Below are 21,999 nucleotides of genomic sequence, written 5' to 3'. Positions count from 1 at the left end.
ACGCTTCACCTACGGAGTGCCTTTCCGCTCGGCTTCTTTGACTTCAGCAATCCAAGAATCCCGTGCAGAACAGGCACTTCCGTGCGTTACGCGCCGTACACCACCTCAGCGACGTGAAAGCGCGAGGTTAGTGTGCGGCTGGCGCGTCAGATTGCCGGTCGCATCGTCGATCACCACTGTTCCGGTGATGTGGACGACCGGTCTCGTCACTCCGGGCTCCACCGGGTATGCGAAGTCGATGTCCTGACGTCGCACGGCGAGGGCCTCGCCGGGACGGCAGGCGGTGCCGGCAATGAACACGACGAGGTCGCGATACACCGAGCTCGGTCGCGGCCCTGGCCGTTCCGCCGTCATCCACGCCTCGATCGCTTCCAACACGGCAGCCAGGTCGGAAGCCGTCACCTCTCGATCCTTGGACCGCCGCTGCACGTCCTTTCGCTGGTAGCTCTGGACGTTCGCAAGAGGGTCGGTACGTAGCGCCCCTTGAACCACGAGCCACCCGAGGAAGCCATGGAGGACCTTGCGGACGTCGGGGTAGCGGCTCGGGGGCACATCCCTGCGGAAGTACCCGTCCAGGCGTCCCGGGGTTAGGTGGCGGACCTGAAGCTCTCCCAGTATCGGGACGATCCAGTTGGCCGCTACCGAGCGATAGATCTTGATGCTGCGCGGGTTGGCCTGACCGACGCCATTCCGAGCATCCTCCAGTCTGCGTTGGAGATAGGTCTCGACCGCTGTGGCCACTAGCGTGCTCGGCCCTACCTCGCCGTGAGAAGAGTCGGCCTCGAGTCGTTCCCTTAACTCGTCCATGAGTGCTTGTCGCGCCGCAGCGGCGGTGCGGCCCTTCTTGCGGCACCTGTTCGTGACGCCCGCGTGGTCGCGGTAGACGGCACCGGCCTCCCATCGGCCGGACCCGAGCTGCGTGGCGGTGATCTTGCCGATCTCGCCGGGGTTGAGAGACGTACGTGCCATGCGGTGGTCCTTGAGTACGGGCGCCGGCCCCGCGGCAACCGTTCGGATGCCGCCGTTAGGGCGCTGCTTGGTCTGTGTGAGAGCGCTGGCGAGCGATCTGAGCCGGGCGACGCCTTCGGGTCAGGCTCGGCAGATCGGCCGGGGAGGCCTTGCCGCGCTTCGACGCCTCCACGCCATCGGGAAGCTGACCTTCGTCGGTCTCCGTGTGGTCGTCGATCCACGAAAGGAGGTCGGCCAGCCGGTAGCGGACACTGCCGCCAACCTGGACGGCGCGCGGGCCGTAGCCACGGCGTCGGGAGCGCCACATCCGGAGGGTGGCGACCGGGACGCACAGGACCAGGGCCGCCTCGTCCGAGGTGAGCAGACGGTACGCGGCGAGGTCTTCCGGGAGGCCAGGGGCGGACGGCGCGAAGTGGCTGGACATGGCGCAAGCCAGGTGCGCCGGAGCCCCCTGCAGCGGCCCTCGGTCAGGGCGCTTCGCGGCCCCAAAGTTGTCGCAAAGTTGTCATTAGCGCGGCTCTGGGTCGAAACAGGAGAACCCCGCCTGACGCGTCTCCGCAGGTCAGGCGGGGTTCGGTGGCTCCCCCGGTTGGACTCGAACCAACAACCCTCCGGTCGGACGTGGGTCGAGCGGTACTCCGTGGCGAAGGCTCGGACAGCCTTGGTCTCCAGGCTGCTCGCATCGGCAGACATGTGCGCTGACCTGCGACAACGCTGCATTGGCACCCTGCTCCGATGCCCGGACACCCTCACACCAACCGCCTCATACATAGTCGCTTTCGTGCAGCCAAGCACACACTTGTGCGCGGCAAAAGTGTCACAAAGGTGTCACTGCTCAAGTGCTGACACTGCGTTGGCAACTCTCGACGAGCAACCCAGCTTCGATGTCGCTGCGCGACAGAAGTGCGAGACCGAGAACACCCATATCCGGGCGCCTCAACGCACGGATCTGGCTCCCCTCTGTGTCAAGACACCTTCGGGAGTGCGGGCTTAGAGTGCTGAGAGGCGGGCCCCGGAGTGGCTTGTCCGAAGAGCTGGTGTTGGGGTTGTGAGCCGGCCGCGCTGGAGTCAGAGACGTTGCCCCGTTGCCCTCCCGGGCCCGTCGCCATGTGCCTCGCGGCATCGTTGACCATCGTGCGATAGACGATGTCGGAGAGCCGTCGTTTGAGCAGTCGCATGGACTCGTTGGAGGTCTTGCCGCGCGCTTTGGTGCGGTCGTAATACGCGCGGCCTTCGGTGGCGTGACGCAGCTGGACCACGGCCATGATGTGCAGCACGCGGTTGATCTGGCGGTTGCCGCCACGGGAGAGACGGTGCCGGACGTTCTCGCCCGAGGACGCGTCGATCGGGGCGGTGCCGGTCCAGGAACCGAAGTGGTTGCTGTCCGGGAACCGGGTGATATCGCCGACCTCGACGAGCAACCGCGCGGCCCCCGACGGGCCGATGCCTTCGAGCCCGAGCAGGCTGGTGCCGGTCGTGGCGACCAGCTCGGTGAGCTCCTTGTTCGCGGCCTTCTTGCGCAGGTAGATCCGCTCGAGGTCGGCGATGAGTTCGGCCGCCACGCGCCGCCTTGTCTTGCCGGCGATGTCGCGCGGCCGGACGGTGGCCAGCAGCGCCTTGGCCTGGGCCGCGCTGAGGTCCTTCTTCGCCCCGCCAGGGATCAGTTCCAGCAGCAGATGGTGGACCTGGGACATCTTGCGCGTGTGCTCATCACCCAGTGATCGTCGGCGATCGACCAGGATCCGCAGCACGGCGAGTTGCTCGTCGTTGACGACCGGACGCAACCCGCTCATCCGCGTCCCGACCAGGGCGACCGAGTGGGCATCGGTCGCGTCGGTCTTACGGCCCTGACCGGTCGCGAACACACGTGCCCGAGCAGACAGCTTGGGCGGAACGTCGACGACCTTCTCGCCGTCGGCGAGCAGCCGGTTGGCGACGTGGCGGCCGATGCCCTGGCATCCCTCTATCGCCCAGACCCGGTCGGGCCATGCCTTCACCTGACGCAGCATCGCGTCGTGTCCTGCGCGGTCGGTGCCGAACCGGCCCTTGCTGACGATGGACTCGTCGCTCGTCATGACCTCGATCGTCACCGAGCGTTTGTGGGGGTCCATTCCGATGACCACCCGCGGCGTCTCGTTCATGTGTCCTCCGAACTCGAACCAAATGGAGCTGTCGAGCTGGGAGGGCAACGCTACTTAGAGCTAGGGCAAACCCCTCTTGAGCCTCTCCCGCCCTGGCGACGTCCGGGGATGCGCAGGCCAAATGAGAGCCACACCAACGTGAGCAGCCGAAATGAGAGCGACAACCCCGGACGCCTGAACCGAGCCTCGCCAGGCACCGGTCCTGGGGTCAATGGAACAAGTAGCCGATGAGCGGTAGTTGCTCACTGCTCCGAACTGTCTGCCCGTCGTGGCAGCATTCGGAGAGTTCAGTCCAGGGTCAGCAAACAGGGGAGTGCCACATGGCCAAGAAGGTCTTTCTGAGTTTTCACTACGACGGTGACGTGACGCGCTGTCAGCGCATCCGGAACATCGGCGCGATTGAGGAGGACCGGGAAGAGGTCAGCGCCCAGCGATGGGAAGCGATCAAGGGGGAAGGAGACCAGGCGGTCAAGAACTGGATCGCGAGGGAGATGGCCGGCAAGGACGCAGTGGTCGTGTTGGTCGGCGGTGGAACCGCTTCACGCAAGTGGGTCAAGTACGAGATCGAGAAGGCGTGGAAGGACAAGAAACCCCTCGTCGGCATCCGTGTGCACGGGATGCTCGACTTGCAGGGCAACAAGGGGACCTACGGCGACGACCCGTTCGGCAAGGTCTTCGACAGTGACGGCACGCCGCTCAGCCGCTACGTCACCCTCCACAATCCCAGCGGAGGCGACAGCAAGGCTGTGTACGCCACCATCCGGGACAACTTTGAGTCCTGGGTAAACGGCGCGGTCAAGCGGTCCTGGTGAGCCCGACTCGCGAGCCGGGGTGCGCCTTCTGCGACATCATCGCGGGGGACGCGCCGGCTCGGGTCGTCTCGCGGGCACGCGGTGTCACGGTGTTCTTGCCGGATGAGCCGGCGACCCGCGGGCACGTTCTATTGGTCCCGGACGATCACGTCTCCGACATCTGGGCTCTGTCTCAGGGAGCGGCCCGAACTCTAGCCTCGGAGGTCCTGCGCGTTGCTGGCGCTGCCCGCGACGCCATGCAGCCCGAGGGTCTCAATGTGATCCAGTCCAATGGGTCGGCGGCCACTCAGACCGTCAACCACCTGCACGTGCACGTCCTGCCTCGATGGGCGAATGATGCCGTGCTCGACTTCTGGCCAACGCCGAACCCCACGTGGTCGACAGCAGAACTGGATGCGATGCGGTCGGCCCTTGATGCAGCCGTGGCGACCTCCAAGCCTGCCGGGTATGACATGACCAGCGAGCAGGACCGGGAGGATCGACGCAAGCATGTCGACCTGATCTCGGCAGCCATCGCGCGGATGGCGGCCTCGTCAGCCGCAGCGAAGGGATGGTCGGTCACGCTCGCTGGCGCCGCATTCGGCGTGGCTCTAGTGAGAGATAGTTGGCCCTTCATCGCCCTCGGCATCCTGGTCCTAGTGTCGTTTGCAGCTCTAGACGCCAGATACCTCAACGCCGAGCGTCGTGCTCGAAAGGTTTACAACTCGATTGCCGACGACAACACAGTTGTCCCGTTGTCTATGAAGGGCCTAGCCACCGAGGGTCGTCCCTCACGGTGGTGGTGGCCGAATCACTTCCGCAACTGGTCCATCTGGCTCTTCTATGCTCCGCTCGCCGTCGTCGGCGGCGTGCTCTTGGTCATCGCACTGATTGCGGGTCCGGAAGCACAGCCTGCGGATACGAAGTCACCCACAGAGACGCATAGTCAGAAGCCATGATCGCGTCCGGATCTGCCGCGTTGAGGGCGGCTACGCTCGCCCGGATCTGCCGCGTTGAGGGCGGCTACCCGTCCCGATCGTGATCTACGGCGTGATGCCGCAGATGCACCGTCTTAGGGCACGACTTCTCTCGTAACTCGCCGAGTCGCCCCGCGCACGAGTTCACGTGCGCGGGGCGAAGATCAGGACTTGGCCGTGGGGACTGCGGGTCAGTGGTGTATTGAGACCTTCGCATCGGCGGCAACTTTCATGGCGGACATGCGGAACAGCGCCACCAAGCCCACCAGAACCGCCATCATGGCGGCGCCGAGCATTCCGCGAGAGAACGCGTCGGCGGCGCCGGCTGGGCTCGTCAACGTCCCGGCGGTGCTGGCGACCGCGGAGAGGACGGCGACCCCGAGGGCCGCGCCCACCTCGTGCCCGGTCATCAGGAAGCCGGAGGCGACCCCGGCGTGGGAGGTGGGGATGCCGGTCATGGAGGTCACCGAGACCGCGACGAACACCATGCCGACACCGAGACCAACGATGGTCAGTGCCGGAAGCAGGTCGCCTGCGTAGCCGGCGCCGGTGCCGGCGGTGGAGAACCAGGCGGCACCGGCGGCGGCGAGGAGCATGCCGCCGGCGGCGATGGCCCGCGGGGAGGCGTGGCCGAGCAAATGCCGGGCGACCACAGTGCCGAGGGTGATCGCGAGGGCGAACGGCAGGAACGCGAGGCCGGTCTCCAGCGCCGAGTAGCCGAGCACGGTCTGGAAGAAGATGGAGGCCAGGAACACGACACCGACGAGGATGCCGGTGACTCCGAGCATCACCGCGGTGCCTGAGACCAGCGGCTTGAGCTTCCAGATGTGCGGCGGCAACAGGGGGCTGGCGGCTCGCTGCTCGAGCTCGAGGAACCCGACCAGCAGCGCGGCGCCCACGGTGAGGGCGGTGACGGTGTGTACCGACCACCAGCCGTGGGTGTCGGTGGCGCCGAGGCCGTAGACGAGGGCGCTGAGCCCACTGATGACCGTGACGGCTCCGGGGAGGTCGAACTCGCCGACCGTGGGGCGACGCTCGGGAGTGTCGTTGGTGATGACGCGGCGGCCGACGACCAGGGCGAGCACTCCGATGGGGACGTTGATCCAGAAGATCGCCTGCCAGCTGGCCCAGCTGGTCAGGGCGCCGCCGAGGAGCACGCCACCGGCGACGCCGAGGCTGCCGACCGCACCCCAGAGTGCGAGCGCGGTCTTGCGCTGGGTGTCCTCGTAGCCGGTCATGATCAGCGACAGCGCCGATGGGGTGAGGAGCGCGGCGCTGAGTCCCTGGACGGCGCGGGCGGCGATGAGCTGGCCGCCCGTGTCGGCGAAACCGCTGACCAGAGAGGCGAGGGTGAACAGGGTCAGACCGGTGAGGAAGACCCGTCTGCGGGAGAGCAGGTCGGCGATACGGCCGCCGAGCAGCAACCCTCCCCCGGACATCATCAGGTAGGCCGTGACCAACCACTGCAGCTCGCCGCCGCTGAGCCGCAGTGAGTTCCCGATCGTCGGCAGTGCGGTGTTGACCACCGAGATGTCGAGCACGACCAGGATCTGGGCGGCCAGGGTGACCATGAGCAGCGTCCATGGCCGCCGTGCGGTGACCGCGTCGGTGGCTTCGTCGGCGGCATGCGTGGCGCTCATGTGGGACGCGGGGATGGAGGGGTGGGCGCGGGCCGGGCCGGGTTGTGCCGGTTCCGGGTGAGTGTCGGTGGCGGACATCGGATCTCCTTCAGGTGTCGGTCTGGACGGCCACGGCGAGGTCATTGCTTGTGAGCTGGTGAGGCAGTGCTGTTGAGCGTGGACGCGATCGGCGTGGTTCACCCCGGTCAGATGACCGGGATCGCGCGCGGCGCCCTGTGGTGGCGTCGGCAGCGGTGGCGCAGGGGCACCCGCGCTGAGCAGTTGCGCTGGCCGTCGGCATCGACCCCACCCCGGCGGGACGCTGGTCCTGGGATCGTGCGGCGGCGGGCGGCGGAGCCCTACGGTGGGGTGGTGCTGCATGGTCGTGACGCGGAGCGGGCGTACCTGGCCTCGCTGCTGGCCGCCGCTAGCGAGGGCCGAGCCGGGATCGTGCTGGTGCACGGTGAACCCGGGATGGGCAAGTCCGCGCTGCTGGATGACGCCGCGGCCCAGGCGGCTGATGTCCGGGTGTTGCGGACCGCGGGGTTGGAGGCGGAGTCTGCCTTGGCGTTCGCGGGGCTGCATCGGCTCGTGCGGCCGGCGCTGAACGGTCTCGAGGCGGTGCCGGCCCCGCAGCGGCGGGCGCTGCGGGTGGCGTTCGGCGAAGAGGAGGGTGACCGGATCGACCCGTTCCTGGTCGCGCTCGGGACGCTGACCTTGCTCGCCGAGCTCGCCGAGGCGCAGCCGGTGCTGTGCCTGGTCGACGACCTGCAGTGGCTCGACGCCGCTTCCCGTGACGCGCTGCTGTTCGTTGCCCGGCGGCTGCTGGCCGAACCGGTGACGATGGTGTTCGCGGCCCGCGACGACGAGACGCACCCGGTGCCGGGCCTTTCCGACATCCCCGAGCTGCCGCTCGCGGCGCTGTCACCGACGGCGGTGCGGTCCCTGGTCGAGGAGCGCACCGGGACTCCCATCGCCGACCACGTGCTGACCGAGCTGACGGCCCGGACCGGCGGGAATCCGCTCGCGGTGGTCGAGGCTCCGGCCCAGCTCGCGCCTGGTCAGCTCACCGGGACCGAGGTGCTGCCACAGGGCCTTCCGCTCTCGGCCCGGATGGAACGGACCTTCCTCGACCGGTGTCGTCGACTGAGCCCGGAGGCGCAGACGCTGATGCTGCTGGCGGCCATCGACGACTCACTTCGCCTAGCTGAGCTGATGCGCGCCGGCCGCGCACTCGGTGTCGCCGACGTTGCCTTCGCTGAGGTCGAAACCTCCGGGCTGCTGCTGGTCGACGGCGACCTGGTCCACGTGCGGCACCCCTTGGTCCGCTCAGCGCTGTACCAGTCCGCCACGGCGTCCGAACGCCGTGCCGCCCACGTTGCCCTTGCCGACGCCCTCGCCCGGGTCGACGCCACGGTCAACGGGACCGGTCCCGGTGACGACACGGACCGTGGTACGTGGCACCGCGCGGCAGCAGCCGACGGTCCGGATGAGGCCGTGGCGGCGCAGCTCGCCGCGCTCGGGGCACGTGCCGAGAGTCGCGGTGGCAGTGCGGCAGCGGCTGCTGCCTACGAGCGTGCGGCCCACCTCAGCATTCGCGACGACGCACGGGCGCAACGGCTGTTCGCCGCGGCCCGCAACGCCTACGCCACGGGCCGGATCGAACGCACCGACGCGCTGCTCAAGACTGCTCGACCGATCGCCGACGACCGGCCGCTGCGTGCCGCGATCGACCGGCTCCGCGGCCGCATCGAGGTGGCCGCCGGTTCCGCGATGGACGCGCACCGGTTCTTCATCATCGCCGCCCGCGACGTCGCTGCGGAGAGCCCCGTCCAGGCACTCGAGATGGCGGCGTACGCCGGAGTTCTGCACAGCCATGGCATCGACAGCGGTCTGGCGTTGCCTCCCGGCACACTGAGCACCCAGCCCACGCCGGACGACCCACCACGTGTCCGCTGCCTCAAGCTGCTGCTGGAGGCTACGCGCAAGGAAGCAGAGCACGACTGGGGCGGCGCGATCGCGGTGCTGCGCACCGCGTTGGGTGACGGGATGGCGGCCGAGGACCGCGACGTGTGGGCGAACCTCGGGAACATGGCGCTGCACCTGGGCGACGACGCGGCCCACCGGTCGTACTTCGCCGCGATGCTGGCAGCGGCACGCACCGACGGTGCGGTGATGGAGGTGCTGTACGCGCTGCACCGGTTGTGTTTCAGCCAGTACGCCGGCGGCGACTGGGCGTCGGTGCGCCGCTCGGCGGACGAGGCAGTGTCCCTGGCCCGCAGCATTGGTCAGCCCGCGCAGACCGGGACCCCCTTGGCGTGGTTGACGATGTTGGCCGCGTTGCAGGGCCGCGACGACTACGACGAGCTCCTCACTGAGAGCACCGGCCTGCTGACCGGGCGCCACCTCGGGGTGATGGACGGCTTCGTCGCCGACGTGCTGCGCTGGGCTCAGGCGACCCGCGCGTCGCACGCCGGTGACCACGCCGAGGCGCTGCACCACTTCACCAAGATGCATGACGGGGTGGTGACCCGGCTTGCGGCGGCGCCACGGATCCTCGCCGCGGTGCAGGCCTCCGATCCAGCTCAAGCGCAGGTCTGGACCGAGGAGATGGAGCGGTTCGCCACCGCGAGCAGGTTGCCGTGGGCCCAGGCGGTCGCCTGCTACGGGCGGGCGCTGCTTGCGGATACACCCGAGGCTGTTGCTCTGTTCGAGGCGTCCCTGCGGCACCATGAGGCCGCTCAGCGCCCGTACGACACCGCGTGCGCGCAGCTGGCCTTCGGCGAACGCTTACGCCGCGCCGGTCGACGCATCGAGGCCCGGCAACATCTGAAGAGGTCGTTCGACACCTTCCGCGACCTCGCCGCGGAACCGCTGGCGGAGCGGGCAGCCACCGAGCTCCGCGCCTCGGGCGAGACCGCCCGCAAACGTGACCCCTCGACACTGGTTCAGCTGACCCCTACCGAGCTCCGGATCGCCCAGCTCGTCAGTCAGGGCATGAGCAACAAGGAGGTCGCCGAGGTGTGCTGGATCTCGCCGCGGACGGTCGCGTTCCACTTACGCAACGTGTTCAGCAAGACCGGCGTCACCTCCCGCGGCGAGCTTGCGCACCTCGGTCTCGGCGAGCCGGAGGTGGGGGGTCCAGCCGAGCCGCAGGCGGCCCCGGCCAGCTGAGCGTGCAACGCACGCGCGGGTGGCCCGCACCTGTCGGTGCGGGCCACCCGTCCCGGTCGATCCCTGTTGGCGGGTTCAGGTCAGTGAACGTGCACCGCCGGGGTGTCGTGGTCGTGATCGTGCGCGTGCGGTCCTGCGTGGTCTACCTCATGGGTGGGGTCCGCGGTGTTCTGCTGCCCTCGCAGGCTCAGCGCCGCCAGGGCCAGGCCGGTGGTGGTCATCAGGCCGCCGATCCAGTTCACCGACAGTAGGCCGAGGCCGCCGTCGATGGCGGCGCCGCCGAGGTAGATGCCGATCGCGCTGCCGAGGGTGAACGCCGAGATGTTGGCAGCGCTCGCCACGTCCGGTGCGTGCCCAGCTGCTTGCATGACCCGCAGCTGGAGCGGGGCCACGACCGCGAACGCGGCCGTGCCGAACAGCAGCATCCCGGGAACGGCGGTGACCGCGGACTGCATCGCGAAGGTCATCAGGAACAACGTCGCCGCGAGCGCGGTCAGGCTCCCGACCATCGTGGCCGGCAGGTTCCGGTCGGCGTAGCGCCCACCCAGGTGGTTGCCGATGAAGAGCCCGACACCGAACAGCAGCAGCAGCGGGGTGATCCACTGCGGGTCGAGTCCGGCTTCGTCGGTGATCTGCGGTCCGATGTAGACGTAGCTGGTGAACACTCCGCCGTAGCCGAGGAGGGTGACCAGCAGCGCTCCCCAGACCGTAGGCCGCCGGAGCGCCTGCACCTGTTCGCGCATCGTGGGGCCGTGGCCGGCGCCGCCGAGGTGGGCCAGCGCATGCGCGTCGAGCCCTTCGGTGTCCGCCTCGTGTCCGTGGCCGTGCTCGCCCTGGGCGTGGTCGTGCTCAGCGCCGTGCCCGTGTTCGTGCCCGTGGGCGTGCGCTTCAGTGGGCTGCTGGATGTGCTCGTGGCCATGGCCGTGGTCGTGGGCTTCTCCGTGGCCGTGAGCGGCCCGCCGGTCCCTGGGCAGGGTGGCGACCAGGCCCAGCAGGGCCACTCCGCCGAGCACCACCAGCGTCCAGAAGGTGTAGCGCCAGCCGAGTGCCTGCCCGACCGCGGAGCCGATCGGTGCCCCCAGCACGGTGCTGGCGGTGAGTCCGGAGAACACCACCGCGATCGCCCGGCCTTTGCGGGCCGGCTCGACGAGCTCGGCGGCGAGCACGGCCGCGATGCCGAGGAAAGCGCCGTGCGCGGTGGCCGACACGATCCGGCCGGCCATCACCCACTCATACGTCGGCGCGAGCGCGGACAGGACGTTGCCGGCAAGGAACACCAGCACCGTGGTGAACAGCATCGAGCGGCGGCCCAACCGCAGGCCGATCGCGGTGAAGACGGGGGCGCCGATCGCCACGCCGAGCGCGTAGACGCTCTCGAGGTGGCCGACGGCGCCGATCGAGATGTCGAGGGCATCGGCGATCTCGCGGACGACGCCGGCGACGATGAACTCGTCGGCGCCCATCGCGAAGGCTCCGACGACCATCGCCCAGATGGCCAGAGGTAGTCGTTTCATCGTTCTCTCCTTTGTGGTCGTTGGTGATTCGTGGTTGAGAAGCTGGTGCTGAGGGGCTGCGGGTCAGGACGCAGCGGCGTCCGTTGGGCGCGTGCGGACGGCTCTGCGGACAACGGCGAGGGTGGCGGCGACGGCGACGACGGTGAGCGGCCAGCCGAGGGAGACCTTGGCGATCGCCATCAGCACCGGGGCGTCCTCGCGGTACAGCACCCACTGGGTGCCGGCCCGCACGGCGTAGACCGCCGACCAGCCCAGGGACGCCGCAGCGAAGACCCGGCGCAGCCGCCGGTCCAGCCTCCAAGCGGGACCGGTCTGGAACAGCGCCGCGTACACCACGCCGGCGAGCGGTCGACCTACGGCAACCGAGGCGGCGAAGAGCGCCGCGTAGGCGGCATCCACCCAAAGGCCGGGCAGGAAGAACGCCCGCGCCTCCCCAGACAGCAGGACGAAGACCACCGCCACGGTGAGCCCGACGAAGCCACGCACGACCTGCTTGAGCGGTTGCCGTTGCAGCAGGCGCCAGATGCCCAGGCCGACAGCGGTGCCGGCAGCGACCGCGACGGCGGTACCGATCGCGGTCGGACGGGACACGACGGTGCCAGCCAGGGCGGAGGTCGCGACGAACAGCGCCGGCGGGAGGGCGCCGTCGACCATGCCGCGTCGGCCACCGACCAGGCGGGCGACCGCGGGATGGAGGTTGGGGCCGAAGAAGGACGGGATCTCGAGAGACCTGTCAGCGGCCGTGGCTGCGGGTGAGGTGATCTGGGACATGCGGTGAGATTGCGGCGGCCCGCTGTCCGACTGCTGTCCACCCGCTTGCCGGCGTCACCCACCCCCATATCTGCCCGGAGTCCGGTCGGTGTCCGTCTGTCTCCGCGTGGCCGAGCAGGGGTATGGGAGGAGCATGACTCACCACATCGGCGCCATGCTGGAGGCGCATGCCGGACAGATCGACCTCGACAAGGACGCACTCGCCGAGTGCATCGCGGCGTGCTTCCAGTGCGCGCAGGCGTGCACCGCGTGCGCCGACGCATGCCTGAGCGAGGAGATGGTCGCCGAGCTCCGCAAGTGCATCCGCACCGACCTGGACTGCGCCGACATCTGCGGCACCTCAGGGCGGGTGCTGTCGCGGCACACCGCCTACGACGCGAACCTGACCCGGGCGATGCTCACCGCGTGCGCGCAGGCATGCAAGGCGTGCGGCGACGAGTGCGCGGGGCACGCGGAGATGCACGAGCACTGCCGGATCTGCGCCGAGGCCTGCCGGCGCTGCGAGCAGGCGTGCAACCGGCTGCTCGAGCAGATCGGCTAAACGCCGCCGTTCGAGCCCCTGGTTCTGCGCCGCGCTCGATGCCGTGGCGCCCCGACGGCCCCCCCGGGCGAAGGGGTTAGTCGGCTACAGGTGCACGCCTTGCCCGGCGAGCGCCGCCACGGGGTCGACCGGTTCACCGCCGGTGGGTCGGACCTCGAGGTGCAGGTGTGGGCCGGTGACGTTCCCGGTGGAGCCGACCGGGCCGACGACGGTGTGGTGGCTGACGACCTCGCCGACGTTGACGCTGAGCGAGGCGAGGTGCGCGTACCAGGTCGCGGTGCCGTTCTCGTGTTCGACGACGACCTTGTACCCGTAGGCGCCGTCGTACCCGGCGAAGGTGACGGTGCCTGGCGCGGTCGAGGTGACCGGCATCCCCGATGGTGCGGCGAGATCCACCCCGGTGTGCACCGTGGACCACAGTGAGCTGGACTGCCCGAAGGTGGCGGTGATGTCGTATCCGGTCAGCGGGGGCCGCCAGGCGCGGGCCTCGGCGAGTGCCTGGCGCCGCTCCCGTTCCGCGGCCCGCCGCTTCCGCTCCCGTTCCCGCCGGGCCTGCAGCCGCTCGGCGCGCGCCTCGAGTCGGGCCACCATGCGAGCGTCGCGCTGCTCCACCTCGAGGACCCGTCGGCCGCCGCCACGGGAGAGCTGCTCTTGCCGGGCAGCGTCGAGCTCGGCAGCGGTCAGGACGTTGCCGCCGGACGCGGCGCCCAACGCGTGGGCCGGGTCGCTGGTCGCCGAGTCGCCGAGCTCGGCGGCCAACGCGCCGCCACTGGCAAGCACGACGCCGGCCGCGACCAGCGGGACGAACCTTCCTAGCGCTCGGGCCGGTTTGCGGTGGCGCGGCCGGGGCCGGTCCGGTCGAGTTCCGGTGCGTGGGCGGGGCTCATGGGTGTCCTCGGTGCGGTGCTTCGGCACGCGGTGCGGCCCTCTCCTCTGGTTCTCCGTCCACGGTTCGTCGACGGTTCATGGATCTTGACGAGTCCCCCACCAAATCCCGGACCCTAGCCCGAGTCCGAGACAGATGCCCACCCCGCACTAGGCCGCCGTGCCCGGTGCCGGTGCGGAACAGCGCCACCACACCGAGGAACACCAGGCCCCAGAACGCGAACATCGTCATCGTCATCAGCAGCCAGCCACTCCAGCCGGGGCCATGGTCGTGCCAGCCGCCCACTAGCGGCCTCCCCTTCGTTCTGCCCGACGCGGTGCGCCCCAACGTCGGCCATGCACCTGGGCTGCAGCGTGGAGATCGTATGAAGATCCGCTCAAGATTTTCAGCGTCCCACCGGTCAGCCGCCAGCGGAACGGGCCGCGGCTGCGACGATGTAGGTCATGGCACAGACCCGTCCCGCGAACGCCGCCACAGCCACCGGTGCGGGCCGCCCTACTGGTGTGCCACTGCGGCGCGCCATGGTCGTGGAAGACGAGGTGCCGCTGGCCACGCTCGTCGGCAGCTATCTGGAACGGGCTGGGTTCGAGGTGACCCTGAGCCACGACGGCGCCCGAGCGGTCGGCACTGCTCGCGAGGTGGACCCGGACGTGGTGGTGCTTGACCTGGGGCTCCCCGGGCTCGACGGGGTCGAGGTGTGCCGGCAGCTGCGGGCCTTCAGCGACTGCTACGTGGTGATGCTCACCGCCCGCAGCGAGGAGGTCGACACCCTCATCGGGCTCTCGGTAGGCGCCGACGACTACATCACCAAGCCGTTCAGCCCCCGAGAGCTCGTCGCCCGCATCCAGGCGATGCTGCGCCGCCCCCGCACGACCCCTCGCCCGGCTTCGGAGGACGCGGACGGGTCCGAGCAGCACCGCACCTTCGGAGCGCTGACCATCGACCCTGTCGGCCGCGACGTGTGGTGCGACGGTGAGCCGGTCGCGTTGACTCGCACCGAGTTCGACCTGCTCGCCACCCTGTCGACTCGGCCTCAGATGGCGTTCAGCCGCAGCCAGCTCATCGAGACAGTCTGGGGGCCCACCTGGGTGGGCGACGAGCACCTGGTCGACGTGCACATCGGGCACTTACGCCGCAAGCTCGGCGACGACGCGAACCAGCCCCGATTCATCCGCACCGTACGGGGCGTCGGATACCGGATGGGCACCGGCTCATGACCACCTCCAGCGGCTCCCCGCACAGCACCCCTCACAGCACCCCTCACAGCACCCAGCACGGCACCGTGTCCGACAGCCCATCCGGTGCGTCCCGCGGCAGCCTGCGCGGCGCAGCGTCGTCGCCGTCGCCGGCGGTGCGCAGACCGGCTGGGTTCGCGGTCCGGCTGATGGTCGCTCAGGCCCTGGTGCTCGGTGCCGGCGCCGTCACCACCTGGGTGGTGGCCTCCGTGGTCGGCCCGGGACTGTTCCATGACCATCTGGCGGAGGCCGGCGACTTCCACACCCCGACCGAGGTGGCGCATATCGAGGAGGCGTTCGGGTCCGCGCTGCTGATCTCGGTCGCGGTGGCGCTGCTGGCCTCGGTCGCCGCGGCCCTGGCGGTGTCGTGGTACTTCAGCCGCCGGGTCCAGCGCTCCATCGGCACCGTGACCGACGCGGCCGCTGAGATCGCCGCCGGCCGGTTCGACACCCGGGTTCCTGCGCCCGGCATCGGCGCGGAGTTCGAGACCCTGGCCGGCAGCTACAACACGCTCGCCAGCCGGCTGGAGACGGTGGAGACGACACGACGGCGGATGCTGGCCGACCTCGCGCACGAGATGCGCACCCCACTAGCCACCGTCGAGGCGCATCTGGAGGCGATCGAGGACGGTGTCCGCGAACTCGACGCCGACACGTTGGCGGTGCTGCGAGCCAGCACCGGACGGCTGCGCAGGCTCGCCGAGGACGTCTCTGCGGTCTCTCGCGCCGAGGAAGGCAACCTCGAGCTACAGTTCCGGCGCCTCGACGCCGCCGACGTCACCCGGTCGGCCGCCACTGCCCTCGAGAGCAGGTACGCCGGCAAGGGCGTCGAACTCCGCACCGACCTGACCGCAGCCGCTGTCGTCGGCGACGCCGACCGGCTGGCGCAGGTACTGACCAACCTGCTCGACAACGCGCTCGCGCACACTCCCCCGGGCGGCACCGTGACCGTGACCTGCCAGCCCATGCACGCCGGCGACACCACCTGGGTGCAGTACTCGGTGACCGACACCGGCGACGGGATCGCGGCCGAACACCTGCCGCACCTGTTCGACCGGTTCTACCGGGTCGACACCGCCCGCGACCGCGGCCACGGCGGCGCCGGCATCGGGCTCGCGATCACCCGAGCGCTCGTCGAGGCCCACGACGGCATCATCACGGTGGCCAGCGACGGCCCCGGTCACGGTGCGACGTTCACAATGCGGCTGCCAGCCTCCACGACTCCCTCGACGCGCGGCTGATCCCCCAACATCCCAGCAGGACCATGTTCATGAAGGTTCCATGAAGACATCGCCCGCGTCATGGTCCTCATACCCCAGGGGGGTACGGTGAAGGCGTAGGACAGGTTCCGGCGGACACGGAAGGGCAGAGCGGTGAGGGCCACGCAGCCGGGTATGGGCAGCCCGTCACGCATGCCGAACTCCGCTCCTCGCCGAACGGTCCGAACCCTCAACCTTGAACTCGACTTGGATAGGGAGAACGACGTGACCGAGCAGGCCAGCCAACACGTTCAGGCGTTTCAGGTGACCGGGATGACGTGCGGCCACTGCGCCGGCGCCGTCACCGAGGAGCTGAAGCAGCTCCCCGGAGTGGTCGACGTCAGCGTCGACCTGGTTGCCGACGGCACCTCGACGGTCAAGGTCACCGGCACCGAGGCGTTGAGTGATGATCTCGTCGCGACCGCGCTCGAGGAGGCCGGCGACTACCAGCTGGCCTGACTTCGGGCTGGCACCCCTGAGCGGAGGGGCGTCCGACACCCCCGACGGGCGTCCCTCCCCCACCCACAGACCACCAGATCAACTCCGCGACTGCCGCCACCGATCGCCTCATCCACCGCCTGCACACCGCCCACACCGCGCCATCGTGAGGAGGGCAGCACCATGAATCAACACCACCCCCAGCACGAGCAGAAGCGCGAGCACCTGGTCGGCCAGCAGACCGGCCAGCAGACCGGCGGCCAGAAAGGGCAGTCAGCGACCGCGGTGCTCGAGGTCGGTGGTCTGCACTGGGCGACCAGCACGAACGTCGCCGAGGCCGTCCTGTCCCGCCGCCCCGGCGTGCTCGCTGTCGCGGCAAACCCGGTCGCGCAGACCGCGACGGTGACGTACGACCCAGCCACCACCACCGTCGCGAAGCTGGCCGACTGGGTTCGTGACTGCGGGTACCACTGCAACGGCGCCTCGGTCCCCAACCACCTCTGCGACCCGATGGCCGACCCGATCGCCGCCAGGCACGACACGGCTCACGACATGGCGCACGATGAGGGTCACGGGGCTGTCCACGATGTGGGGCCGGCGATGTCGCCGCACGACGCCATGGGGCACGGCGGGCACGGTTCGATGTCGATGGCCGAGATGGTCGCCGACATGCGGAACCGGTTCGTGGTCGCCGCGTTGCTGTCGCTACCGATCATGTTGTTCTCCCCGATGGGGCGCGATATGTTCGGGTTCACCGTCGCGACCCCGTTCGGGCTGCGTGACGACGTTTTCGCTCTCCTCCTGTCGTTGCCGGTGGTGTTCTACTCCGGCTGGATCTTCTTCGACGGCGCCTGGAGGGCGTTGCGTGCGAAGACGCTGGACATGATGGTGCTGGTCGCTGTCGCGATCGCGGCCGGCTGGCTGTACTCGGTCGGGATCACGCTGACCGGTGGCGGTGAGGTGTTCTACGAGGCCGCCACGATGCTGACCGCGTTCGTGCTGCTGGGCCACTGGTTCGAGATGCGGGCCCGCGGCGGCGCGAACGACGCGATCCGCACCCTGCTCGACCTCGCCCCACCGAAGGCGCTAGTGCTCCGCGACGGCGAACCGTTCGAGGTTCCCACCTCCGACGTCACGGTCGGCGACCTACTGCTGGTCCGCCCCGGCGCGAAGATCGCGGTGGACGGCATCGTCGAGGACGGCGAGTCCGAGGTGGATGAGTCGATGGTCACCGGCGAGTCGCTGCCGGTGCCCAAGGCACCCGGGGACGCGGTGATCGGGGCCACGGTGAACACCACCGGCACCCTGCGTGTGCGGGCCTCCAAGGTCGGTTCCGAGACCGCGTTGGCGCAGATCGTGGCGCTGGTGCAGCAGGCGCAGAACTCCAAGGCTCCCGGCCAGAAGCTCGCCGACAAGGCTGCGTTCTGGCTGGTGTTCGTCGCTTTGATCGGTGGCGCCGCGACGTTCGCGGTGTGGCTGCTGGCCGGCGCATCGGTCCCGACCGCGCTGCTGTTCGCGATCACGGTCGTGGTGATCACCTGCCCCGACGCCCTCGGGTTGGCGACCCCGACCGCGATCATGGTCGGCTCCGGGCTCGGGGCCAAGCGCGGCATCTTGTTCAAGAACGCCACCGCACTCGAGGACGCCGCGCGCATCGAGGTCGTCGTGATGGACAAGACCGGCACCCTGACCAAGGGTGAGCCCGAGGTCACCGACGTTGTTACCGCCAAGACCCCGGACGCGCTGGCGATCCAGCGCGTGCTGGCGTTGGCGGCCGCAGTGGAACGCGAGTCCGAGCATCCGCTGGCCCAAGCAGTCGCCCGCGCCGCCGACGAGGAGGGCGTGGAGGTCCTGCGCGCGGTCGGGTTCCGCAACGTCCCCGGCCACGGCGCGATCGCTGAGGTCGACGGGCACCGGGTCGCGATCGGGAACCGTCGCCTGATGGACGCCGAGGGTGTCGACCTCGGTGCGCTCACCCAGCGGCGCGAGCAGCTCGCGGCCGGCGGGAGGACCGCGGTGCTTGTTGCGGTGGACGGTCGCGCGGTCGCGGTGCTCGGCATCGCTGACGCCGTCCGCCCCACCTCCGCCGCCGCCGTCGCTGCCCTGCACGAGGCCGGAGCGCGGGTCGTGATGCTGACCGGCGACAACGAGGCGACCGCGCGACGCATCGCGGACCGGCTCGGGATCGACACCGTGATCGCCGAAGTGCTGCCTGAGGACAAGGCCCACCACATCCGCCGCCTCCAGGGCGAGGGCCGCAGGGTCGCCCATGTGGGCGACGGCATCAACGACGCTCCGGCGTTGGCGACCGCCGATGTCGGGATCGCGATCGGTGCCGGTACCGACGTCGCGATTGAGACCGCTGATGTGGTGCTGATGCGCTCGGACCCACTCGATGTGCCGACCGCACTCACCATCGGCCGCGGCACACGCGCCAAGGAAGTGCAGTCCCTGTGGTGGGCCATCCTGTACAACGCCGCCGCGCTGCCGATCGCGGCCGGCGTGTTCGAGCCCGCGTTCGGGCTCACACTGCGGCCCGAGATCGCGGCGCTTGCGATGTCGGGGTCGAGCTTCATCGTCGCGATGAACGCCCTGCACCTCAAACGGCTCCGCCTCCCCGAATCACCTCCCACTACCGAAACGCAGCCAGCACCGCGGCCGCTCCAACCCACCGCCTGACCAGCCAAGCAACCGCACCCAACCCTGCCCGAGGAGTCCACCCGATGCGCAAGTCGCTCACCCCGATCGCGCTGCTCACCGCAGCCCTACTCGCGCTCACCGCGTGCGGAGACGACAGCTCCGGCAGCAGCGCCGACACGAGCTCCGATAGCTCGGACAGCCCGAGCGCGGCCGCGGAGTTCAACGACGCCGACGTCACCTTCGCCCAGGGGATGCTGCCGCATCATGCGCAGGCTGTCGAAATGTCGAGGCTCGCGGCAGATCGCGCCGAGAGCGATCGGGTGAAGCAGCTCGCCGCCGACATCGAGGCCGCCCAAGCACCCGAGATCGAGCAGCTAACGACCTGGCTCGAGGCGTGGGGCGAGGAGGCGCCCTCCGGTGAGATGGACCACGGCGACATGGGGCACGGCGACTCCGGCTCCGACATGAGCGGCATGATGACCGAGGAGGACATGACCATGCTCAAGGACGCTTCCGGGGCGGAGTTCGACCGCACGTTCCTCGAGATGATGGTGGAGCACCACCGCGGCGCGGTCGAAATGGCGGAGTCCGAGGTTGCCGAAGGCGAGAACCCGGACGCGATCGCGATGGCGAAAGACATCATCGCGACCCAGAACGACGAGATCGAGCAGATGGAGCAGCTACTCGAGCAGTCCTGACTCCGGACCCGGGTGGCCGGCAGCGCACCATGCGTGGCGCGACCGGCCACCGGTCACGCCTTCGACGCCCCTCGCTAGCCACCACGCCCGCCGACAGGAGCACCTCGTCCGCATGATCACCCGCCCCCCAATCCTGAGGCCTCCGCACCGCTCCTCCGGGCGGCGCGTTGCCCGACGCTGGGCAGCGGCTGCGGTGGCGGCCACCGTCGCGCTGGGTATGGCAGGCTGTGGCCCCTCATCGGGCGGCACGGCAACCGGTGCCCACCCCGATGCCGGGGAAGGTGCCGGCATGGGTGGGCTGTTGGGGCACGTGCACGGCATCGGGACCGACCCCGCCGACGGCACCGTGTACGTCGCCTCCCACTTCGGTGTCTTTCGCTTGCTGAGGACGGTGAGCCGCACCGGGTCGCGGACCGCTGGCAGGACACGATGGCATTCACCGTCGTCGACCCGGCCACTTCCTCGCCTCCGGCCACCCGGACCTGCGCGAAGACCTACCCACCCACCTGGGGCTGATCGAGTCCACCGACGCCGCTGAGACCTGGAGACCGGTGTCGCTGACCGGCAGGGCTGACTTCCACTCCCTCGAGGCCACCGAAGGGCGGCTGTACGGGTACGACGCGACCAGCAGCCGGCTGCTGACCTCCACCGACCGGGGCCGCAGCTGGGAGTCCCTTGGCCGTCACGACGTTCTTGACCTCGCCGCCGACCCCCGTGACCCTCACCGCCTGCTCGCCACCAACAGCACTGGCACGCTCACCGTGCTGGACGCCTTCGGTGCGTCGGCCCAGTCGGTCGACGGGGCACCGCCCCTGGCCCTGATCGACTGGCCGGCCGCCGACCTCCTCGTCGGTGTCGACCCGGGTGGGGTGGTGTACTCCAGCACCGACGGCGGCGGCAGCTGGGACCGCACCTCGAACGTGCCCGGGGCCCCGCACGCGATCGACGTCGATGAGGGGGCGTGGCTCGTCGCGACCGACCGTGGCATCTACCGCTCAGAAGACGACGGCCGCAAGTGGGACCCCCTCCTCACCTAACGCGCATCAAGCAGCCAGGCGGTCCCCACACATGCTGCGGTCGCGGTCATCCGGGCGGGGTTTCCGTGGTGTTCGCGCCCTTGGGACCGTCGGGTTCCGCGGCGGGCTCCTCGAACAGGGTGAGCTGGAGACCGGCTGGGGCTGTGAGCCGTGCGTTACGCGACTGCCAGGGCGTGAGAGTGGGTTCGGCGATCATCGTGGCTCCGGCGGCCTTCGCACGTGCACTTGCTTCGTCGACGTCGTCAACCTCGAACGCCACCCTCAGGTGCGGCGCCACCCGACGGCCGACCTCGAACCGGTCGATCATCGCGACCTGTTCGGGGTTGGACAGCTCGAGGGTGGCCCGTCCGGCGTCGAGGATGGTGACCTTCTCGCCCTGATCGCCGTGGATCTGCAGTTCCACCGGTGCGCCGAGTACGTCCCTGTAGAACCGGAGCGCCTCGTCGTACTCAGCCGCCTCGACGACCAGGCGCATCTGCCGGACACCGGGCGTGGGTGGCACGTCGTACGCGGAGGTCACGTCTGGTTCGGCCGTGGGCCTCGGCATCTGCGGCGTACCTCCCGTGGTCAGGAGGTCGGTGCGCCGCTGGATGGCCTCTTCCCATCCGCTCGGAGTCACCAGGAACTGGCCTGCGCGGGCGGCGGCGAGCGCGTCGGCGGCCACCTCGGCGGGGTCGTCGCCGATCTCCGACATGCGGGTGCGCACCAGCGCCGGGCAGAGCACGGTCACGGTGACGTTCGTGTCGGCCAGCGCCAGTGCGGCCTGCTCGGCGACGGCGAGGACCGCGTGCTTGCTTGCGGCGTACGCACCGCCGCCGGGGAAGGTGAGGAGACCGGCGAGGGAGGCGGTGATGACCAGGTGCGCGGGGTGACCGTACTGCAGCAGCCCGGGCACGAAAGCGCGGAGCCCGTTCACCACGCCGCCGAGGTTCACGCGCAAGACCCGGTCCCATTCGGCGGGGACGGCTTCCCAGGGAGCGCCGGTGGTGGGTCCGACGATGCCGGCGTTCAGGCAAACGATCGCGGCGTCGGCTGCGTTGTCGGCGAGCCGTTGCATGTCCTGTGAGTCGGCCACGTCGACCTGGTGCGGCACACCGCCAAGCTGGGCGGCGAGCTCGGCAGTCGGCGTGACGTCGGCGAGGTGGACGAGGTGGCCCTCGCGGGCGAGCTGCGAGGCGAGGGCGTGGCCGATGCCGCTGGCGGCCCCGGTGACGACGGCGACGGTCATGGCCTCATCCTGATCCGCCGAGAGCCGGCCGGGAAGGTGCGGGGCCGGGGCGCCTGGACACGCACTCTGGGTTTAGCTGCC

General features: G+C 69.8%; 18 protein-coding genes. 10 read left to right on the top strand and 8 right to left on the bottom strand.

The window, feature by feature from the left end:
* Window positions 1-105 precede the first annotated feature (105 nt).
* From FIP57_RS20395 to FIP57_RS20385, 3 genes are all read right to left on the bottom strand, one after another.
* Window positions 106-969 carry a site-specific integrase gene (locus FIP57_RS20395; protein WP_148575394.1) on the bottom strand — a complete coding sequence of 288 codons (864 nt, stop codon included), beginning with the start codon at window positions 967-969 and terminating at the stop codon, window positions 106-108.
* 55 nt (window positions 970-1,024) lie between these two features.
* Window positions 1,025-1,393 carry a helix-turn-helix transcriptional regulator gene (locus FIP57_RS23780; RefSeq protein WP_203231371.1) on the bottom strand — a complete coding sequence of 123 codons (369 nt, stop codon included), beginning with the start codon at window positions 1,391-1,393 and terminating at the stop codon, window positions 1,025-1,027.
* Between the two features lie 541 nt (window positions 1,394-1,934).
* Window positions 1,935-3,110, bottom strand: coding sequence for an IS110 family RNA-guided transposase (locus FIP57_RS20385; protein ID WP_203231370.1), 1,176 nt, complete (start codon window positions 3,108-3,110; stop codon window positions 1,935-1,937).
* A gap of 320 nt (window positions 3,111-3,430) precedes the next feature.
* Here FIP57_RS20385 and FIP57_RS20380 point away from each other — a divergent pair, with 320 nt between their 5' ends.
* Both FIP57_RS20380 and FIP57_RS20375 read left to right on the top strand, forming a co-directional pair.
* Complete coding sequence (locus FIP57_RS20380) at window positions 3,431-3,922, top strand: TIR domain-containing protein (protein ID WP_148575393.1); 492 nt, start codon at window positions 3,431-3,433, stop codon at window positions 3,920-3,922.
* Entirely contained in the window at window positions 3,919-4,860 is a 942-nt protein-coding gene (locus FIP57_RS20375; protein WP_162529898.1) for an HIT family protein, read from the top strand. Before FIP57_RS20380 ends, FIP57_RS20375 begins: the two co-directional genes overlap by 4 nt.
* A 209-nt stretch (window positions 4,861-5,069) precedes the next feature.
* Here FIP57_RS20375 and FIP57_RS20370 read toward each other — a convergent pair whose 3' ends face one another.
* Window positions 5,070-6,596: an MFS transporter gene (locus FIP57_RS20370; RefSeq protein ID WP_148575391.1), complete on the bottom strand. Its 1,527-nt coding sequence runs from the start codon at window positions 6,594-6,596 to the stop codon at window positions 5,070-5,072.
* A 273-nt stretch (window positions 6,597-6,869) separates the two neighbouring features.
* Here FIP57_RS20370 and FIP57_RS20365 point away from each other — a divergent pair, with 273 nt between their 5' ends.
* The gene (locus FIP57_RS20365) at window positions 6,870-9,671 is read left to right on the top strand and encodes a helix-turn-helix transcriptional regulator (RefSeq protein ID WP_148575390.1); all 2,802 of its coding nucleotides are present in this window, start codon (window positions 6,870-6,872) and stop codon (window positions 9,669-9,671) included.
* 80 nt (window positions 9,672-9,751) lie between these two features.
* Here FIP57_RS20365 and FIP57_RS20360 read toward each other — a convergent pair whose 3' ends face one another.
* On the bottom strand, window positions 9,752-11,185 hold the full coding sequence (locus tag FIP57_RS20360; RefSeq protein ID WP_148575389.1) for an MFS transporter: 1,434 nt from the start codon (window positions 11,183-11,185) through the stop codon (window positions 9,752-9,754).
* A gap of 63 nt (window positions 11,186-11,248) precedes the next feature.
* Window positions 11,249-11,956 (bottom strand): DUF3159 domain-containing protein, encoded by a 708-nt coding sequence (locus tag FIP57_RS20355; RefSeq protein ID WP_148575388.1) that lies wholly within the window; start codon window positions 11,954-11,956, stop codon window positions 11,249-11,251.
* A 133-nt stretch (window positions 11,957-12,089) separates the two neighbouring features.
* Between FIP57_RS20355 and FIP57_RS20350 the strand changes: the two genes are divergently transcribed.
* Window positions 12,090-12,497: a four-helix bundle copper-binding protein gene (locus tag FIP57_RS20350; RefSeq protein ID WP_148575387.1), complete on the top strand. Its 408-nt coding sequence runs from the start codon at window positions 12,090-12,092 to the stop codon at window positions 12,495-12,497.
* Between the two features lie 84 nt (window positions 12,498-12,581).
* On the opposite strand, the gene FIP57_RS20345 is transcribed toward FIP57_RS20350, so the two are convergent.
* Window positions 12,582-13,256, bottom strand: a complete 675-nt coding sequence (locus FIP57_RS20345; protein ID WP_148575386.1) for a M23 family metallopeptidase — start codon at window positions 13,254-13,256, stop codon at window positions 12,582-12,584.
* 648 nt (window positions 13,257-13,904) lie between these two features.
* On the opposite strand from FIP57_RS20345, the gene FIP57_RS20340 reads away from it, so the two are divergent.
* The 6 genes from FIP57_RS20340 (at window position 13,905) to FIP57_RS20315 (ending at window position 20,690) form a co-directional block, all read left to right on the top strand.
* Window positions 13,905-14,600, top strand: a complete 696-nt coding sequence (locus FIP57_RS20340; protein WP_148575385.1) for a response regulator transcription factor — start codon at window positions 13,905-13,907, stop codon at window positions 14,598-14,600.
* Window positions 14,601-14,665: 65 nt separating this feature from the next.
* Complete coding sequence (locus tag FIP57_RS20335) at window positions 14,666-15,859, top strand: sensor histidine kinase (protein WP_238993632.1); 1,194 nt, start codon at window positions 14,666-14,668, stop codon at window positions 15,857-15,859.
* Window positions 15,860-16,141: 282 nt separating this feature from the next.
* Window positions 16,142-16,336 carry a heavy-metal-associated domain-containing protein gene (locus tag FIP57_RS24185; RefSeq protein WP_275266186.1) on the top strand — a complete coding sequence of 65 codons (195 nt, stop codon included), beginning with the start codon at window positions 16,142-16,144 and terminating at the stop codon, window positions 16,334-16,336.
* Between the two features lie 162 nt (window positions 16,337-16,498).
* A complete protein-coding gene (locus FIP57_RS20325) occupies window positions 16,499-18,994 on the top strand; it encodes a heavy metal translocating P-type ATPase (RefSeq protein WP_148575383.1) in 2,496 nt (831 codons plus the stop codon).
* Between the two features lie 44 nt (window positions 18,995-19,038).
* Window positions 19,039-19,653: a DUF305 domain-containing protein gene (locus FIP57_RS20320; protein ID WP_148575382.1), complete on the top strand. Its 615-nt coding sequence runs from the start codon at window positions 19,039-19,041 to the stop codon at window positions 19,651-19,653.
* 551 nt (window positions 19,654-20,204) lie between these two features.
* Window positions 20,205-20,690, top strand: coding sequence for a WD40/YVTN/BNR-like repeat-containing protein (locus tag FIP57_RS20315; RefSeq protein WP_148575381.1), 486 nt, complete (start codon window positions 20,205-20,207; stop codon window positions 20,688-20,690).
* Window positions 20,691-20,736: 46 nt separating this feature from the next.
* Here FIP57_RS20315 and FIP57_RS20310 read toward each other — a convergent pair whose 3' ends face one another.
* Window positions 20,737-21,918 (bottom strand): SDR family NAD(P)-dependent oxidoreductase, encoded by a 1,182-nt coding sequence (locus FIP57_RS20310; RefSeq protein ID WP_148575380.1) that lies wholly within the window; start codon window positions 21,916-21,918, stop codon window positions 20,737-20,739.
* Window positions 21,919-21,999 lie beyond the last annotated feature (81 nt).

This window comes from Nocardioides caldifontis, from assembly GCF_008087345.1.
GTDB lineage: Bacteria > Actinomycetota > Actinomycetes > Propionibacteriales > Nocardioidaceae > Marmoricola_A > Marmoricola_A caldifontis.
The sequence above is the reverse complement of the archived record's forward strand: the minus strand, read 5'-3'. Positions and strand labels throughout refer to the sequence as shown.

Bases quoted from the DNA above. Each gene is read 5' to 3' on its own strand.
- FIP57_RS20395 (WP_148575394.1), bottom strand. From the start codon at position 969: ATGGCACGTACGTCTCTCAACCCCGGCGAGATCGGCAAGATCACCGCC.
- FIP57_RS23780 (WP_203231371.1), bottom strand. From the start codon at position 1,393: ATGTCCAGCCACTTCGCGCCGTCCGCCCCTGGCCTCCCGGAAGACCTC.
- FIP57_RS20385 (WP_203231370.1), bottom strand. From the start codon at position 3,110: ATGAACGAGACGCCGCGGGTGGTCATCGGAATGGACCCCCACAAACGC.
- FIP57_RS20380 (WP_148575393.1), top strand. From the start codon at position 3,431: ATGGCCAAGAAGGTCTTTCTGAGTTTTCACTACGACGGTGACGTGACG.
- FIP57_RS20370 (WP_148575391.1), bottom strand. From the start codon at position 6,596: ATGTCCGCCACCGACACTCACCCGGAACCGGCACAACCCGGCCCGGCC.
- FIP57_RS20360 (WP_148575389.1), bottom strand. From the start codon at position 11,185: ATGAAACGACTACCTCTGGCCATCTGGGCGATGGTCGTCGGAGCCTTC.
- FIP57_RS20355 (WP_148575388.1), bottom strand. From the start codon at position 11,956: ATGTCCCAGATCACCTCACCCGCAGCCACGGCCGCTGACAGGTCTCTC.
- FIP57_RS20350 (WP_148575387.1), top strand. From the start codon at position 12,090: ATGACTCACCACATCGGCGCCATGCTGGAGGCGCATGCCGGACAGATC.
- FIP57_RS20340 (WP_148575385.1), top strand. From the start codon at position 13,905: ATGGTCGTGGAAGACGAGGTGCCGCTGGCCACGCTCGTCGGCAGCTAT.
- FIP57_RS20325 (WP_148575383.1), top strand. From the start codon at position 16,499: ATGAATCAACACCACCCCCAGCACGAGCAGAAGCGCGAGCACCTGGTC.
- FIP57_RS20320 (WP_148575382.1), top strand. From the start codon at position 19,039: ATGCGCAAGTCGCTCACCCCGATCGCGCTGCTCACCGCAGCCCTACTC.
- FIP57_RS20310 (WP_148575380.1), bottom strand. From the start codon at position 21,918: ATGACCGTCGCCGTCGTCACCGGGGCCGCCAGCGGCATCGGCCACGCC.